Below are 16,518 nucleotides of genomic sequence, written 5' to 3' on the forward strand. Positions count from 1 at the left end.
AAACATTTTCTAAGCACTCCCTTTTGTAATCCAATAATAGAGAAAATAATAAGGGGCTATTTCAAGAGCGCAAAGATATAAAATAAAATAAAATAACTTGCTGATTATTACGTTTTGATACGTTTTTATTGAAATAAAATATGAGTATAGGCTGATACATAGCGAAATACCTATGATTACAAGCGGTATTATTTTAGGAATATGGTCGTAATAAAACAAAATAGCATTAATAGGAAGGATTAAAATGCCAATATAAGTTCGATAGGTGACTTTTTGTAAGTTAAAAAGATCGGCAAACTCATCGATGTTGAATGAAGTTGCAACAATTTTCTCGATTAAAAACTTCGCTAAAATGAAATAAAGCAGAAAGGTCGCAATCTGAATAAACAAAATCCAGTCCGTTTTTAATATGCTGTAAGTTCCGCTTTTAGCATCCTGTGAAAAGATGTGCATCGTCAACTGAATGAAAAAAGCATACGAAACAATTTGCACGAAAAATAAACCAAGAGTAAAACTGCTTTTCAAATGGTTATTATCGCGATAGATTTTTGCGTATTTGTCTGAAAAAATAAGCTTGCTAAATTCACTAAACCTCGTTTCGTAAGAAGATTTAGTTATAGCAACAACAGCAAAAGTCAACACGAATAAAAGTGTTGCCCAGTCTTTGTTTTCAATAATTCGAGGGTGAAGTTGTTCAATCATAACGACACAAAATTAGTAATTTTTTGTATCAATACTTTTATTATATATTTATTATGAATCAAATGCTATAAAAAGTTTACTTTTGCGATGAAATTTACGCAGAAAAATGAATGATTGTATTGTCATAATTCCCACTTACAACGAAATCGAAAATATTGAAAGTATAGTTAGAGCTGTGCTTTCACAACATAAACCTTTTCATCTTTTAATTATAGATGATAATTCGCCGGATTTTACGGCTGATAAGGTAATTGCGTTGCAGGAAGAATTTCCGGACAGGTTATTTTTAGAAAAAAGAGCTAAAAAATCAGGTTTAGGAACCGCTTATGTTCACGGTTTCAAATGGGCTCTGGAACGCAATTATGATTTCATTTTTGAGATGGATGCTGATTTTTCCCATAACCCCAATGATCTTGAGAAATTGTTTGATGCTTGTCATTTTGGCGGAGCAGACTTGGCTATTGGTTCTCGTTATGTAACCGGTGTAAATGTTGTAAACTGGCCTTTAAGCCGCGTTTTAATGTCTTATTTTGCTTCAGTTTACGTGAAGTTTATTACCGGAATGAAAATTCATGATGCTACTGCAGGTTTTGTTTGTTATAAGAGAGAGGTTTTGGAAAAGATCAATCTTAATAAAATTAAATTTGTGGGTTATGCGTTTCAGATCGAAATGAAATACAGGACTTATTGCGCTAAATTTGAAATTACCGAAGTGCCAATTATTTTTACAGACAGAACAAAAGGAGTTTCAAAAATGAGCAATGCGATTATCAAAGAAGCTATTCTGGGGGTAATTTCATTACGATTAAAAAAATTATTCAATACCTTATAATACCACTATGGCGATGAACAGGATTTTAATAAAGAATGCTAAAATTGTAAACGAAGGATCAATTTTTGAAGGCGATGTCCTGATCGAAAACGATTTGATCGTTGAAGTTGCAGACAGCATTAGTTTAAAAACATCTGACTGCAAAGTAATTGATGCTGAAGGAAGTTATTTAATGCCTGGTGCAATCGACGATCAGGTACATTTTAGAGAGCCGGGACTAACGCATAAAGGTGATATCGAATCTGAGTCAAGAGCTGCAGTTGCCGGAGGAATTACTTCTTTTATCGAGCAGCCTAACACAGTTCCTAATGCCGTTACTCAGGAAATACTTGAAGATAAATATCAGATTGCAGCCAAAAAATCATTTGCGAATTATTCGTTTATGATGGGAGCAACGAATGATAATCTGGAAGAAGTTTTAAAAACAAATCCAAAAAATGTTGCCGGAATTAAGATCTTCCTGGGATCTTCAACCGGAAATATGCTAGTCGATAATGAAGCGACTTTAGAAAAAATATTTTCAAGCACGCCACTGTTAATTGCTGTGCATTGCGAAGATGAAACAACCATTCAAAATAATCTTGCTGCATTCAAAGAGCAATACGGAGATGATGTTCCGGTAACAGCGCACCATTTGATTCGTAGTGCTGAGGCTTGTTATATTTCATCTTCAAAAGCTGTGGCTTTGGCTAAGAAAACCGGAGCACGTTTGCATATTTTTCACCTTTCCACAGCAAAAGAAATGGAATTGTTTACCAATAAAATTCCGTTAGAAGATAAAAAAATTACCGCTGAGGTTTGTGTACACCATCTTTGGTTTACAGACGAAGATTATAAAACAAAAGGAAACTTTATTAAATGGAATCCTGCTGTTAAAACCGCTGAAGACAGAGCAGAACTTTGGAAAGCTTTGAATGACGGACGTATTGATGTAATTGCTACAGACCATGCGCCACATACCAAAGAAGAAAAAATGCAATCCTATCTTAATGCGCCTTCAGGAGGACCGCTTGTGCAGCATGCTGTTGTAGCAATGTTCGAAGCGCACCATCAGGGGAAAATTAGTGTGGAGAAAATCGTGGAGAAAATGTGCCACAATCCGGCTAAAATTTTCAAGATAGAAAAAAGAGGTTTCGTAAAAGAAGGTTATTTTGCTGATTTGGTAATTGTAAATCCAAGTTTGCCGTGGAGTGTTAAGCCAGAGAATATTTTGGCAAAATGTGGATGGTCGCCTTTTGAAAATTATACTTTTAAGTCAAGAATTACACATACTTTTGTAAATGGTGAATTGGTTTACAATAATTTTAAAGTAAAAGACATCCGCAACGGAAAAAGATTATTGTTTGATAGATAAAAAACTGAAATGAAGAATTGTATAGTAATAATATTGGTTTTGTTTCTTTCTGTAAGTTGTAAAAAAGAGTTGGTCAAACAACCTGCAAAACTTATCGAGAAAGGAAAGATGATTGATATTATGTATGATTTGTCGCTTCTGGATGCTATGAGATATCAGAATCCGTTGTCTTTAGATTCTATAGATACTAATCCGGTTAAGTTTATTTTGCAAAAATATAAAGTAGACAGTTTACAGTTTGCTCAGAGTAATATGTACTATGCGACAGATTATGAGACCTACAAGGAAATGTTTGATGAAATTGGTAAAAGAATTGCTGTCAATCAAAGAGCTACAGATTCTATAGTGAAAATTGAAGATAAAAAGGCGGCGAAAGAAAAGAAAAACAAAGCCAAAGATTCTCTTAAAGACGTTGTTAAGAAACCTGTGAAACAACAAATTAATGTAGATTCGATAAAACAATTAATACAATCAAGAAAGAACAGATAGATTTAGAATTTCGAACTGTCTCTTATGTATTGATGCACATCTAAAAAAACCGTTCCCAGAGCGGTTTTTATTTTTTCATTCGAATATAGATTTTTAGAATAGGAAGCTTTTGCGGTTGCTTTTGTTAAACGCCTCTTTTGGAAAAATAAAGTAGAAAACACCAAATCTGCCATCCAGAGAAAATTCATCAGTATTGGCTTCGCATGCTTGTTAGGTCTTTTTACTTTTAGGGTGTCAGCAATTGTATTCAGAATATCTCGGAAAACAATATTATCAGCTATTAATGTAAAACGTTCATTCTTGATATCGCTTTTCATTAATTCGCCTGCAGTTCTTACTACATCGTCTACGCTAATAAAACCAGTACTTCCTAGAGTATAGAAAGAAAGCCCGTTGGCTACTTTCTGATACAGTTCACTGCTTCCCTGTTCGAAGATTTTTGTTATTGAAACCGGCCCTAAAATCACACCCGGATTGATGATGATGACATCAAGTCCTTCCTGAAGTCCGCGCCAGACCTCCATTTCTGCACCATATTTAGAAATGGCATAATCACTATGAGGCTTTTCCGGATTCCAGTCCGTTTCTTCCGTGATATAGGTTTCGTGTGGGGCAATATCTCCTAAAGCCGCGATAGAACTTACAAAACAAAATTTCTTTATTTCTTTAGCGATAGAAAAATTAACCATATTGGCAGTTCCTTCAATATTGGCCTTTCGGAGCTGATCTTCCTCTTTAGGGTCAAATGAAATTAAAGCGGCACAATGGTAAACGCAATCAATATTTATAAAGGCAGTTTCTAAGGAAGGAACATCTAAAATATCGGCTTCAAGCCAATTGATTTTTTCGAATAAATTTCCTTTTTTATACAATTCAAAAACGGATTTTGTTTTTTGAATGTTTTTTCGGTTTCGGTAAATAGCCCTGACATTTTCTCCATTTTCAATTAAATGAAGTAATAAATGCGCGCCCACTAAACCTGTACCTCCAGTTACTAATACCATTTTGTAAAGATACCGATTTGCCTGAAAGGGACAAAGTCGCAAAGGGACAAAGTTGCAAAGGTTTTTCGCTTTGTGTTTTTAAATTGATGTACATGTGGCTTTTTGACCTTGATATTGGCATTGCTTTTTGATTTTGAGATTGACATTGATTACATTTGCACAAATTATTTTAAAAATGAAGAATCTAGTTGAAGAATTAAAGTGGCGCGGGTTGTATCATGATAGCATGCCCGGAACGGAAGAACAATTGCTTAAAGAAGTAACAACGGCATATATAGGTTTTGATCCAACGGCAGATTCACTACATATTGGTAGTATGGTTCAGATTATTTTATTGGTTCACTTAAACAGAACCGGTCATAAAGCTATCGCTTTGGTAGGTGGTGCAACCGGAATGATTGGTGATCCATCGGGGAAATCTGACGAAAGAAATTTGCTGAACGAAGAAACTTTGGCTATAAACGTTGCGGGAATAAAAAGTGTATTGTCCCGTTTCCTTGACTTTAATTCGAAAGAAGCAAATGCTCCGGTTATGGTGAACAACTATGACTGGATGAAAGAATTCTCGTTTATTGATTTTGCACGTGAAGTTGGAAAACGTATCACGGTAAACTATATGATGGCGAAGGATTCAGTAAAAAAGAGATTTGCCGGAGAAGGCGAAGGAATGTCTTTTACAGAATTTACGTATCAATTGATTCAGGGTTACGATTTTTATCATTTATATAAAAACAACAATTGCGTTTTGCAAATGGGAGGTTCTGACCAATGGGGTAATATTACCACAGGAACAGAATTAGTACGTAGAATGGGAGGAGAGAACGCTAAAGCTTTTGCTTTGACAACTCCTTTGATAACAAAAGCAGACGGTTCTAAATTCGGAAAATCTGAAGGTGGAAATGTATGGTTAGACGCAGATAAAACTTCTGTATATAAATTTTACCAATTTTGGGTGAATTCTACTGATGTTGATGCTGAGAAATACATTAAAATCTTTACTTTTTTAGATAAAGAAACGATTGATGCCTTGATCGAAGAGCACAAAACGGCTCCGCATTTAAGGGTTTTACAAAAGAAACTGGCGGAAGAGATTACTATTTTTGTTCACTCTGAAGAAGAATTAGAAAAAGCAATCCAGGCTTCGAATATTTTGTTCGGAAATTCGACTGCAGATGATCTGAAGAAATTAGATGAAACTACTTTTTTAGAAGTTTTTGACGGAGTTCCGCAAGCTGAAATCGCAAAAGCGGATTTAGAAAACGGTTTGGATATTGTAACTGTTTTAAACGAAAAAACAGGTTTCTTTAAATCAAACGGAGAAGCGAGACGTGCCTTAACAGCAAACTCAATTTCTGTAAACAGAGAGAAAATAAAAGAAGATTTTGTATTAACACCAAATGATTTAATCAACAATCAGTTTGTGTTGCTACAAAGCGGAAAGAAAAATTATTTTGTAATAAGAGTGGTTTAAAAGGTTTAACTGTTTAGTCGGTTAACTGTTTAATCGAGTGCAAAAGCGATTTAACAAATCCACGATTCAGCTTTAAAGAACCATTAAGTTACACCCACGAATATCAGAATTATCAAAACGTCCCAATACCTCGAAAGAGTTATTGGGATTTTTTTTGCCTAAATCCTGCGTGGCAATAAACGAACAGGAATTGATATTAGCCAAATCAATAACGTTGATGCCACCTGTTTTTCCATCTTTCACGTAAGTGAGTGCGTCTTCAGGATCACGAACTAAAATGTGCATCCATGACGGACATTCGAAAACGCCTTCGCCCAGAGAATAAGCTTGTCCGAGAAGTTCCGTCATTCCGTATTCTGAGTGAATTGCTGTAACGCCAAAACCTTTGCAAAGAATGTCGTGCAATTCTTCGCGAATCATTTCTTTGCGCTTGCCCTTCATTCCTCCGGTTTCCATAATGATGGTATTCTGAAGGTTGAATTGGTGTTTTTCAATCAAATCCAGTAAAGCATAAGTAACCCCAATTAAAATGACATTTTGACCCGATTCGTCAAGCGCGGTCAATTTTTTTATTAAGTCGTCGTGGTTGTGCAAGTAAAACCCACTTTCAGACTGATTGGATAGTTGTATTAAGTCTTCGACCATATAAACCAACGAAGAGCCGTCGCGCTCAAGATAGGATGGTAAAAGGGCTAAAACAACGTAATCTTCGATGTTGCCGTAAAATTGGGAAAATCCTTTGCGGTAACTTTCTTCGTAAAGCGAAACATCTGTTACCATATGTCTGCTGGTAATCATTCCTGTAGTTCCGCTGCTGGTAAAAGTAACCTGTGCAGGATCGTTATTAGAAACTACATTGTGGCTTTTGAAAAACTGAATAGGCAAAAAAGGAATTTGCTGCAGCGACTTTACCTGTTGTGGATTGACTTTTAAAAAATCACAGAAATCACGATATACAACGTTATTCTCGTGTTGAAAACGAAACACCTTTAATGCTGTTTTTTCAAATTGTTTATGACTCGAAATCGTAAATATATCGTTGGCTGTAATCAAAACTTTTTTGTGCAAAGATATTGTTTTTAGTTTTTAGTCATCGTTTTAAGCCACAGTTTTTGGCGTGAAGTACAGATGAAAACTGTGACTGTATACTGAAAACTAAAAAAAGCTCCATCAGGAGCTTTTTTACAATTTTTATCGAATGATGAGCTTTCTGGTTGCAGAAGCATTCTGTTCGCTTATTTTGATGATATAAACACCGGGAACAAGATCTGATACATTTAGTTCTCTTGAACTTAAATGTGTCTGAAGTACTTTTTTGCCCAGAACATCAAAAATTATTATTTCTTTTTCTAAATCATTTTTAGATGAGATGTATACTTTTCCGCTCGTCACCGGGTTAGGGTACAAGCTTAAACCCTCAATGGTAGTTGCATCTTGAGGTTTTGCTGATTGCTTACTATCTTGCGCCGAGACACTGATAGTAAAGAAAAAAGCCAGTAAGAATGTAATATAAAAGTAGTTTTTTGCCATCGCAGTATTTTGATTACAGTAAATATACAAAAAAAATTACAAAAATTACGCCAAAAGAAAACATCCTAAAAATTTAGGATGTTTTTAACAATTTGTTCCCTAAGCCATTAGAAACGATAAAAGCAATTGTTTAAAATGATCTGCAAAATAGGGATAAAAAAAACACTCTAAAAAATTAGAGTGTTTTTGAATATTGTGTGTTTTAAGTATTATAGACCTTTTGTCCATCCAGCAGCCCAAGTTGGAACTCCTGATCCGTTTCCTGCTCCGTTTGCAGTTGTAGATTCTGTGAAAACTTTAGTAACATCAACAGTTACTCCAGCAGTACTTGAACCTTTTGATTTAGCAGCTACGTCTTCAAATTTAACGTTAGTAGCTAATAAGTCAACTCCAACATATGAAACAGTTTCGTCATGTTGAACATCAAAACCAGTTTTCCAGCCTTTTAATACAACGTTGTCAAATTTACCTTTTGTTCCAACTCTCAATTTGAAAGCTTGAGATTCTGCACTTGTGTCAGCTGATCCAAAACCAACTAAAGTAAGGTTTTTGATTGTAGGGAAAGAAATTGGACTAGCTAAGTGGTTGTTAGAATTGTTATCTGCTTCAACACCTCTGTTACCAGCGTTTGTTCTGATTCCGTAGAAGAACTCACCAGTTCCGTTCCATCCTTCAGTCCAGTCAAATAAATCATCACCAACGTTTGCAGCATCTTTATTAGAAACTACTAAGTGAGTTGCATTTACAGTTCCACCAAACCACTCGAATCCATCATCAGAGCTTTCGAAAATTTGAACGTAATCAACGCTTGTTCCTTTTCCAACACCAAAGAAAGAGATTCCGTTGAATTCTTTATCAGAGTTGTAAGCGTATCCAGGATATTCAATTCTTAAATATTTGATTGATCCAGAATTGTCATTAACATCAGTTCCACCGTATGGTAAATCAGAAACTTCAGCAGATGCAGTTGCTCCTTTGTTGATAGGTGCTTTTCCGCAGATTACTAATCCACCCCAAGCTCCTGGCTTATGATTTACAGCTGTCATAACTACTGGATTTGCAGCTGTTCCCTGAACATCGATTTTTCCACCTTGAGAAATAGCGATATATCTGATAGATTCAATTTTGTTTGGATCTAATGTAGTTGCTTCAATAATAACTCCAGGTTTGATCGTAAGTTTTGCAGTACTCTTAACGACTAATTTTCCTGTTAGTTTATAAGTTCCAGATTCTAAAATAACTTCTCCATCATTAATTTCTCCTTGAAGATTGTCTCTGTTTACTACGAAAGTAGATCCCGGTACAGTAGGTGCGTCATTGTTGTTGTCGCTTGAGCAAGACGTTGTAATTGTTACAAGTGATAAAGCTGCTAAGCCGAAAATTGTTGAAAGTGTTTTTTTCATTACTTTTTTTATTAGTTTGTGTTTGTGCAAATATGAAAACTTAAGTCTGAATGAATGTTAAGTTGTCGTAATGGATTTGTTATATGTTTTTTAACCAAATGTTAAGAAATTAACAAGCGGGTTTGTTCTTTATGTTTTTATTAGAATTGGTAATTCATACCTAATCCAAATGTTACTCCTTTTTTATAGTTAAAAACTAAAACGTCTCCACCTGAATTTTCCTGAACCCTCTTAAATTGTGGGTTCAAAAGGTTTCTTGCTCCAAAATCAATTCCGAAGCTTTTGTTTAATTTAGTTTTTAGAACAAGATCTAAAGTTCCCATTGCTTTGTCTACTAAATTTCCTTTTTGTTCAGATCCGATTGCATAAAGTTTATCAGAATAATGGTTGTATGCGATAGTTGCCATAATTCCGGAATCATTTTTCCAGTTTTTAGTATAAGACAGATCCGCATTTAAAATCAAATCAGAAGCTCCTGTAAAACCTGAACTGGTATCAGTAAGGTTAATGTTCATTCTGCTGTTGGTTTCTTTTTGAACTTTTTGAGAATCGATATCCTGATGTGTCTGCATTAAAGAAGCATTAAATCCAAAAGAAAGTTTATTAGTATATTCTCCTTCAATTTCAAAAATGTTTTTTCTTGCTTCCAATTCAAGTCCGTAAGCATAACCTGAATCTCCAATGTTTACCCATGAAATATCATTTGATGCAGAAGCAATAACAACTTCGTTTATTGGATCTAAAATGTATTTTCCAAAAGCAGTAACAGAGAATAACTCATCGCTTTTTGGGAACATTTCCCATTTTAAGTCAAGATTGTAATTTTGTGAAGGATACAAATCAGGATTACCAATTTTAGTTTCCATTACATCTTCGTAAATAAATAAAGCACGCTCTTTAAATTGTGGTAATGTATATGTTTTGCTAGCTGCTAAACGAAGATTTTGTTTTTCGCTTAATGCATATTTTAATGCTAAACTTGGTAAAAATTCGTTTCTGTCAAATTCGTTTTTACCACCAGATGCATCAAGTTGTGTTCTCCAGGTAACACTTTGAGATATTTTTTCGTATCTAAAACCTAAAACACCGCTTAGTTTGTCCGTTAATTTGTATTCGATATTAGCAAATCCAGCATGAATGTCCTGATCACCGCTATAAGTTTGTGGAGTCATTCCTGCAAAAGCACCAATTGAAAATATACCGTTGTCGTAATTGGTCTGATTAAAGAAAGCATCCAGATTATTTGGAGTTACACTTGTAGCCAAACCTGCCTGACTTACATTAAAGTTGAACTGTATCGCTTCGAAATCGCGTTTTTTAAATTTACCGTTATAGCCCACAACGATTTTACCATGTGAAGTTCCACTTTCTTTATCACCTAATTTATAAGTAAAAGCAAGATTAGCGGCAGCTTCATCTTCTTTTAGGTTTTGATAATATCTCTGATTGTCAGTAGTTGTTCTTTGCGCAATTGTGTAGATATCAGTAGTTGGATTGTAGAACATTTTGTTTTGAGTTCTGTCCGGCATGTCCCCTTTTACAGTGTTGTATGAAACACCCCAGTCAAAATCAATTTTATCTGTTATTTTGTGGTTTCCTAAAAGTTGATTGATGAAAACAGTGTTCTGCGAGAATGTACCTCTTTGAACCAAAAGGCTGGCATCAGCATTATCAAAATCACGGTCAGTACCAAAATAAGTGTCTCTCGTTTGCTCAGATGAATTGATGAATAAAAAGTTGTAACCAATTTTGTGGTTTTTGTTTAAGCGGTAATTGGCATTAAACATCCCTGTAGAATTGGTATTGTAAGTGTATTTTTCTTGTTGAAAAGACTTTAATGAAGCGCCCTGTGCATTTACACTTTGGCTCAGACCTTCTCTGTATTCATAACCATTGTTGAAGCTGGCAGTTGCAAAAAGGCTTAGTTTTCCTTCTTCACCAATGTTGAAAGTTTTTCCGGCTTTTACGTTAAAGTTTCCGCCAAACGGGCTTTCTTTTTTAGGGTTCAGACTGTTTTCGAAATTATATCCGGTCAACGCATTTTGAGGAACGCCGTAAGAAACAAACCCTGATTTATTTGGACCTTGCTGTAACAAAAAGTTATCAGAATTTTGTAATGCATTTGTGTTTACTTTAGATCCCAGTGAGATTTCAAACATTCCTTTTCCGCGGTAATCTTTAGATACAATATCTACGTTTCCTCCGGCGAAATCTCCATACATTCTTGATCCGTAAGATTTGTCGATAGAAATGTATTCAACGATATCTGTTGAAAAAAGATCAAGAGCGATATTTTTTCTTTCAGGATCATTTGATGGTATTGGCAATCCGTTCATCGAAGTAGAATTATAACGGTCACCAAGTCCTCTTACAAAAACATTGTTGCTTCCTTCTTGTTTAGAAACTCCGGAAGTTTTTGCTACAGCCGCTGCTACATCGCCAACTCCTTTTCTTGACAACTCCTGCGCACCAATAGTTTGTTTAATGTCCACTGCATTCTTTTGTTCTAAAAGTAGCGCTGTTTCTTTTTGTTTGCTTACTGCTGCTGCTTTTACAACAACATCTTTTAGAGTAAAACTTCCTGAAGAAAGTACCTGATTGACTGTAATAGTTTCGTTTGCCTTAACAGTTACAGGTTTCTCAACAGATTCATATCCAACGAAACTAAAGATAATAATATAATTTCCCGGATTAACGCTCAACGAATATTTTCCGTCAATGTCAGTGTTCGCGCTTGTGTTAGTCCCTTTTACTAAAACATTTGCGAAAGGCAGTACTTCATTATTGGTTTCTTTGTCGGTTAATACACCAGAAATCGTACCTTTGTTTTGCGCGACCGAAATCGTACAAATAAATAATGTAATAAATAGAAATTTTAAATTGAATTTCATTTTTGTGTTGTGTTTGATTTATTTTTGTGCAAAGAAAGAAACGCTGTGTAAAGTTCATGTTAGGCACTTGTTATGTTTTTGTGTCTTGTAGATTATCAAATTGTTACCAGATTAAATTACCGTTAACCGCAATTTTTAACGGTTATTTTGTTAGTATATTTACGCTGTGAAATAAAAAACATCGAATGTATAATGAAGAAAATTTGATGTAAAAATCTCAATTTTTGCTATTTATGAAAAAAACACAAACCAAGATTTTATTAGTTGACGATGAACCAGATATCTTGGAAATCGTAGGCTATAACCTTGCTCAGGAAGGCTACCAGATTGTTACAGCTTCTAACGGAAAAGAAGCTATAGCAAAGGCTCAGAAAGAATTGCCGGACTTAATTATTATGGATGTTATGATGGCCGAAATGGACGGAATGGAAGCCTGTGAACACATCAGGAAAATCCCGGAATTAAATAATGTTATCATAACATTTCTGACAGCCAGAAGCGAAGATTACTCACAAGTTGCTGGTTTTGATGCAGGTGCAGATGATTATATTACCAAACCAATAAAACCTAAATTATTGGTAAGCAAAGTAAAGGCTTTGTTAAGAAGGTTAAAAGAACAAGAAGTTGTTAGTGATACCTTAAATGTAGGCGGAATCGAGATCAATCGCGAAGAATACAAGATCATTAAAGGCAATGTCGAAATTGCTTTACCAAGAAAAGAATTCGAATTATTTTATTTATTGGCTTCTAAACCCGGAAAAGTTTTCAAAAGAGACGAAATCCTGGATAAAGTTTGGGGTAATGAAGTCGTAGTAGGAGGAAGAACAATCGATGTTCACATCAGAAAACTACGTGAAAAAATAGGAGAAGACCTTTTTAAAACTATCAAAGGTGTTGGTTATAAATTTGAAGTTTAATATTCAGTAAAAATTTGAACCATATAAGTGATATAAATTCATTTAATTTGTTGTTCGCAATTTTTAAAAAATAGTATATTTAGCACATATAAGCATCGCGTTTGTATGTGCTAAGTTATTTATAGTCAAAGTATAAATGGACTTATATCACTTATATGGTGAAAAAAATAATCTCTTAATGGTTAATGATATAAATGAAAATTAATTTTAAAAAAACATACAAATTCGCTGTAAAATCGGCATTATATATCAGTCTTTTTGGGACAGGATTTGTGTTGATATTGATGAATTTATTTTATAAAAATCAATTAAAACATCAAATTGCATTTGGAATAATTTTTATTATTTCGATTTATATATTCTCCTTTTTGGTTTTGCAATATCGTGTAGAGCGTTTTATTTATCGAAGGGTAAAGAAAATCTACGATGAGGTTTCGTTACTTGAATCTACTACACTTATCAATCAGCCCATAACTACTGATATGGAAACTCTTTCACGCGAAGTGAAAAAGTTCGCTACCGATAAAAAGCTGGAAATCGAAATGCTCGAAATTCGGGAACAATATCGAAGAGAGTTTCTGGGGAATGTTTCGCACGAATTAAAAACACCTTTGTTTACCGTTCAGGGGTATGTTTCGACTTTGCTTGATGGCGCGATGGACGATAAAACCATTCGAAAAAAATACCTTAAACGTGCCGAAAAAGGAGTGGAGCGACTTATTTATATCGTCGAAGATTTAGACATGATCACCAAATTAGAATCCGGTGATTTAGATCTTAACATTACAGATTTTAATATTGTCGAATTAATCCAGAATGTTTTTGACTTGTTAGAAATGAAAGCTGACAAAAAGAAAATTAAACTGGCTTTTGAAAGCAAAAATGTACAATCTGTTATCGTTCGCGGCGATCAGGACAGAATTCAGCAAGTTTTGGAGAACCTGATTGTCAATTCTATCAAATACGGTAAAGATGGTGGTTTGACAGAAGTTGGTGTTGTAAATTTAACCAAGAAAAAAGTACTGATCCGTATTAGTGATAATGGCGAAGGAGTGGAGAAACAAAATATACCAAGGCTTTTTGAACGTTTTTACAGAGTCGATAAAAGCGGAACACGCTCTGAAGGCGGTTCTGGTTTAGGATTGGCAATTGTAAAACACATTATTGAAGCACATAAAGAGAAAGTATATGTAGAAAGTGAATTCGGAATTGGTTCTGAGTTTTCTTTAACGCTCGAAAAGGCCCATAAAACCGTAAAATCAGACGTTAAATAATTGCGAGCAGATTGAGGTAAAGCGGTGTGAAATATGATGTTTTAACAATTAATCAATTTACAGTAAAATCCCATAACATTAAATTCTTATTATAGTAACATCCTGTTAATGATTTCTTAACATTGATGCGGCATCTTTGCACCGTGAAATTAAGGGAATTAGAGAAAGGATGATAAAAAGAAAATTAGTGGCCGTTTTATTGCTGATGAATTTCGCAGCAATTGCTCAGGATTTGAATAAACAAGAGGTAAAAAATGAAGTAATTCGTATTTTAGATTCTATTAATAAGGCAAAACTTCCGGATACCAAGTCGGGAGTTAGCAATGAAGAACATTGGTACGACAGAATCTCGTTAAGAGGTTATGCACAAATACGATACAATGGTTTGTTCTCTACAAATGATAAAGTTTCTTGTGAGCAATGTGATAAATCCTGGGGAACAACTTCTATTGAGCCGGATGCAAAATCAAACAACGGGCTTTTTATTCGTCGTGCGCGTTTAGTGTTTTCGGGTCAGGTACATCCTAATGTGTTCTTCTATTTTCAACCTGATTTTGCCAGTTCGCCAAGTACCGGAATCCAGAATTTTGTTCAGATCCGTGACTTGTATTTCGACCTTTCTTTTGACAAGAAAAAAGAATATCGCGTTCGTGTAGGACAAAGTAAAATTCCTTATGGTTTCGAAAACATGCAATCCAGTTCTATCCGATTAGCATTGGACAGAAATGACGCGATGAATAGTGCGATATTAAACGAACGTGATTTAGGAATATTCTTTTATTGGGCTCCAGCCGAGATCAGAGAGCGTTTTGCCATGTTAGTAAAAGATGGTTATAAAGGTTCAGGAGATTATGGTGTTTTTGCCTTTGGGGTTTATAACGGTCAAATAGCCAATAAGCTGGATGGTAACAGAGATCTGAATGTTGTGGCAAGAGCGACTTATCCCTTTGTTATTGGCAGTCAGATTATCGAACCTGGAATTCAGGCCTACACCGGAAAATGGGCTTTTACCGGCGAAATTTCGCCGGGAGTAAAAGTCAACGATCCGCAATATGTAAAAGACCAGAGAGTAGGTGCAACTTTTGTTTTGTACCCAAGACCTTTCGGAATCCAGACAGAATATAATATTGGTACGGGACCACGTTATAATAAAGTAACCAATACAGTCGACGAAACAGATCTGAACGGAGGTTATGTGTTACTGAATTATAAACTAGATATAAAAAAGCAACACATCTATCCTTTTGCTAAATTTCAATATTATGACGGAGGAAAAAAGTATGAAAAAGATGCCAGAAGTTATGTTGTCAGAGATTATGAAATTGGGATAGAGTGGCAGCCTTTTAAAGCTTTTGAACTTACAGCAGAATATGTTATAGCAGACAGAACTTTTGAAGACAGCGTGCTTCCAATCAACCGTCAACAAGGTAATTTGTTACGATTGCAGGCACAGTTTAATTTTTAAAATTAATCTTCAAAAACCGTAAACAACGCATCCCAGTCTATGGTGTCGTTGAATTGGGTTAAACCTTTAAACGACTTTACTTTTGAAAGATCTTCAATGGTAAAGTCGTCTTGCATTGCATACGGTACCAGATTCTCTTCCTGAAGTTTGATCGCTAAATATTCCTGCTCGTATTGTCCCGGAGTAGGGATAAAAAAAGCCTTTTTTCCCAATTTTGCTAAGTCCATTACCGTCGTGTAACCGGAGCGGCATAAAACAAAATCACTCTCATTGAAAGTCTGCTCCAATTGTTTAGAATTCATGAAATTGTAATACGTGACATTTCCGGCTTGCCATTTGGTTTGTGTTTTCTCTACAATACCCTGCACAAAAACAACCTTGCCTTTGTAGTTTAAAACCTCTTTTTGCAGTTTTTCATCCAGAAAAGTGCGTTGAGGTTCCGGTCCGGATAAAATAATCATAAGATCATACAATTTTGGCGTTTCCTTTTTGCGCATTCTGCTTAAAGGCCCAATATATTTTAAGTTAAGATCAGTTGTTTTAAGATGGCCAAGATCTCCCGTTAGATTTATATTTTCATTAGTATCGGGAACCCAGCATTCCGTATATTTTTTTATAATATGCTGATGACATTTGCTTGTAAACCAAGTGGTATTTCCCGTCATGACATTTAACTGATGGGTCATAAAAACAGATGGGATTTTTTTGCTGAAAACCCCAAGTCGGTTATCTGAAATGATTCCGTCGATTCCGTGCTTTTTGATCCAGCGTTTTACTATTTTTTTCTCATCCATAATAGCTACAATCATTTTAGGAAGGTTTTTAATCAGCTTCCATTTAAAGTTTTTCGCATTCTTAGCATATTCAATATGATAAGAAGGCAACTCCAGTGTCTGAATGTATGGAAATTCTTTTCGTAATAGTGCCAATGCAATACCGTCAGAAGCTATTATCGGAATATAATTATTATCCTGAAGCGCTTTTATGATCGGGATACATCTTGTGGCGTGGCCCAATCCCCAGTTTAATGGAGCAACTAAAATTGTTTTGTTCGCAGAATAGTCAATGCTCATAGTATAACGCTTTTTGAAAACGAAGATAGAGAAATATGTTTTTTATGTTATTTCGCACATATTACTAAATTATTAACTCTGTAATTTTTTTTAAGGTTCTAAGATACTGAGGG

The 16,518-nt window shown here is 35.0% G+C and carries 14 protein-coding genes; 7 read left to right on the forward strand and 7 right to left on the reverse strand.

From position 1 onward, the window contains the following. Positions 1 to 9 precede the first annotated feature (9 nt). Positions 10 to 702 carry a DUF4271 domain-containing protein gene (locus B0A67_RS09640; protein ID WP_072964328.1) on the reverse strand — a complete coding sequence of 231 codons (693 nt, stop codon included), beginning with the start codon at positions 700 to 702 and terminating at the stop codon, positions 10 to 12. A 106-nt stretch (positions 703 to 808) separates the two neighbouring features. On the opposite strand from B0A67_RS09640, the gene B0A67_RS09645 reads away from it, so the two are divergent. The 3 genes from B0A67_RS09645 to B0A67_RS09655 are packed head-to-tail and all read left to right on the forward strand — an operon-like array spanning position 809 to position 3,377. Then, entirely contained in the window at positions 809 to 1,534 is a 726-nt protein-coding gene (locus B0A67_RS09645; RefSeq protein ID WP_072964329.1) for a polyprenol monophosphomannose synthase, read from the forward strand. Between the two features lie 13 nt (positions 1,535 to 1,547). Next, positions 1,548 to 2,888: a dihydroorotase gene (locus tag B0A67_RS09650; RefSeq protein WP_072964402.1), complete on the forward strand. Its 1,341-nt coding sequence runs from the start codon at positions 1,548 to 1,550 to the stop codon at positions 2,886 to 2,888. A gap of 9 nt (positions 2,889 to 2,897) precedes the next feature. After that, entirely contained in the window at positions 2,898 to 3,377 is a 480-nt protein-coding gene (locus B0A67_RS09655) for a DUF4296 domain-containing protein (protein WP_072964330.1), read from the forward strand. Between the two features lie 2 nt (positions 3,378 to 3,379). Here the strand turns inward: B0A67_RS09655 and B0A67_RS09660 are convergent, their stop codons facing one another. After that, positions 3,380 to 4,381, reverse strand: coding sequence for an NAD-dependent epimerase/dehydratase family protein (locus B0A67_RS09660; RefSeq protein WP_072964331.1), 1,002 nt, complete (start codon positions 4,379 to 4,381; stop codon positions 3,380 to 3,382). Positions 4,382 to 4,556: 175 nt separating this feature from the next. On the opposite strand from B0A67_RS09660, the gene tyrS reads away from it, so the two are divergent. Next, entirely contained in the window at positions 4,557 to 5,852 is a 1,296-nt protein-coding gene (gene tyrS / locus B0A67_RS09665) for a tyrosine--tRNA ligase (protein WP_072964332.1), read from the forward strand. Between the two features lie 72 nt (positions 5,853 to 5,924). On the opposite strand, the gene B0A67_RS09670 is transcribed toward tyrS, so the two are convergent. The 4 genes from B0A67_RS09670 to B0A67_RS09685 form a co-directional block, all read right to left on the reverse strand. Next, positions 5,925 to 6,905 (reverse strand): LuxE/PaaK family acyltransferase, encoded by a 981-nt coding sequence (locus B0A67_RS09670; protein ID WP_072964333.1) that lies wholly within the window; start codon positions 6,903 to 6,905, stop codon positions 5,925 to 5,927. Positions 6,906 to 7,043: 138 nt separating this feature from the next. Beyond that, positions 7,044 to 7,382 (reverse strand): T9SS type A sorting domain-containing protein, encoded by a 339-nt coding sequence (locus B0A67_RS09675; protein WP_072964334.1) that lies wholly within the window; start codon positions 7,380 to 7,382, stop codon positions 7,044 to 7,046. Between the two features lie 209 nt (positions 7,383 to 7,591). Beyond that, the gene (locus B0A67_RS09680) at positions 7,592 to 8,785 is read right to left on the reverse strand and encodes a hypothetical protein (protein WP_072964335.1); all 1,194 of its coding nucleotides are present in this window, start codon (positions 8,783 to 8,785) and stop codon (positions 7,592 to 7,594) included. A gap of 140 nt (positions 8,786 to 8,925) precedes the next feature. After that, positions 8,926 to 11,676 (reverse strand): TonB-dependent receptor, encoded by a 2,751-nt coding sequence (locus B0A67_RS09685; protein WP_072964336.1) that lies wholly within the window; start codon positions 11,674 to 11,676, stop codon positions 8,926 to 8,928. 233 nt (positions 11,677 to 11,909) lie between these two features. Here B0A67_RS09685 and B0A67_RS09690 point away from each other — a divergent pair, with 233 nt between their 5' ends. From B0A67_RS09690 to B0A67_RS09700, 3 genes are all read left to right on the forward strand, one after another. Next, entirely contained in the window at positions 11,910 to 12,593 is a 684-nt protein-coding gene (locus B0A67_RS09690) for a response regulator transcription factor (RefSeq protein WP_041518469.1), read from the forward strand. A gap of 194 nt (positions 12,594 to 12,787) precedes the next feature. After that, complete coding sequence (locus tag B0A67_RS09695) at positions 12,788 to 13,867, forward strand: sensor histidine kinase (RefSeq protein WP_072964337.1); 1,080 nt, start codon at positions 12,788 to 12,790, stop codon at positions 13,865 to 13,867. Positions 13,868 to 14,036: 169 nt separating this feature from the next. Further along, positions 14,037 to 15,332: a porin gene (locus B0A67_RS09700; RefSeq protein WP_072964338.1), complete on the forward strand. Its 1,296-nt coding sequence runs from the start codon at positions 14,037 to 14,039 to the stop codon at positions 15,330 to 15,332. A gap of 2 nt (positions 15,333 to 15,334) precedes the next feature. Here B0A67_RS09700 and B0A67_RS09705 read toward each other — a convergent pair whose 3' ends face one another. After that, positions 15,335 to 16,405, reverse strand: coding sequence for a glycosyltransferase (locus B0A67_RS09705; protein WP_072964339.1), 1,071 nt, complete (start codon positions 16,403 to 16,405; stop codon positions 15,335 to 15,337). Positions 16,406 to 16,518: the final 113 nt, after the last annotated feature.

Origin of the sequence: Flavobacterium aquidurense, from assembly GCF_002217195.1 — a bacterium.
GTDB classification, from domain to species: Bacteria; Bacteroidota; Bacteroidia; order Flavobacteriales; family Flavobacteriaceae; genus Flavobacterium; species Flavobacterium frigidimaris.

Bases quoted from the DNA above. Each gene is read 5' to 3' on its own strand.
- B0A67_RS09640 (WP_072964328.1), bottom strand. From the start codon at position 702: ATGATTGAACAACTTCACCCTCGAATTATTGAAAACAAAGACTGGGCA.
- B0A67_RS09645 (WP_072964329.1), top strand. From the start codon at position 809: ATGAATGATTGTATTGTCATAATTCCCACTTACAACGAAATCGAAAAT.
- B0A67_RS09650 (WP_072964402.1), top strand. From the start codon at position 1,548: ATGAACAGGATTTTAATAAAGAATGCTAAAATTGTAAACGAAGGATCA.
- B0A67_RS09655 (WP_072964330.1), top strand. From the start codon at position 2,898: ATGAAGAATTGTATAGTAATAATATTGGTTTTGTTTCTTTCTGTAAGT.
- B0A67_RS09660 (WP_072964331.1), bottom strand. From the start codon at position 4,381: ATGGTATTAGTAACTGGAGGTACAGGTTTAGTGGGCGCGCATTTATTA.
- tyrS (WP_072964332.1), top strand. From the start codon at position 4,557: ATGAAGAATCTAGTTGAAGAATTAAAGTGGCGCGGGTTGTATCATGAT.
- B0A67_RS09675 (WP_072964334.1), bottom strand. From the start codon at position 7,382: ATGGCAAAAAACTACTTTTATATTACATTCTTACTGGCTTTTTTCTTT.
- B0A67_RS09680 (WP_072964335.1), bottom strand. From the start codon at position 8,785: ATGAAAAAAACACTTTCAACAATTTTCGGCTTAGCAGCTTTATCACTT.
- B0A67_RS09685 (WP_072964336.1), bottom strand. From the start codon at position 11,676: ATGAAATTCAATTTAAAATTTCTATTTATTACATTATTTATTTGTACG.
- B0A67_RS09690 (WP_041518469.1), top strand. From the start codon at position 11,910: ATGAAAAAAACACAAACCAAGATTTTATTAGTTGACGATGAACCAGAT.
- B0A67_RS09695 (WP_072964337.1), top strand. From the start codon at position 12,788: ATGAAAATTAATTTTAAAAAAACATACAAATTCGCTGTAAAATCGGCA.
- B0A67_RS09700 (WP_072964338.1), top strand. From the start codon at position 14,037: ATGATAAAAAGAAAATTAGTGGCCGTTTTATTGCTGATGAATTTCGCA.
- B0A67_RS09705 (WP_072964339.1), bottom strand. From the start codon at position 16,405: ATGAGCATTGACTATTCTGCGAACAAAACAATTTTAGTTGCTCCATTA.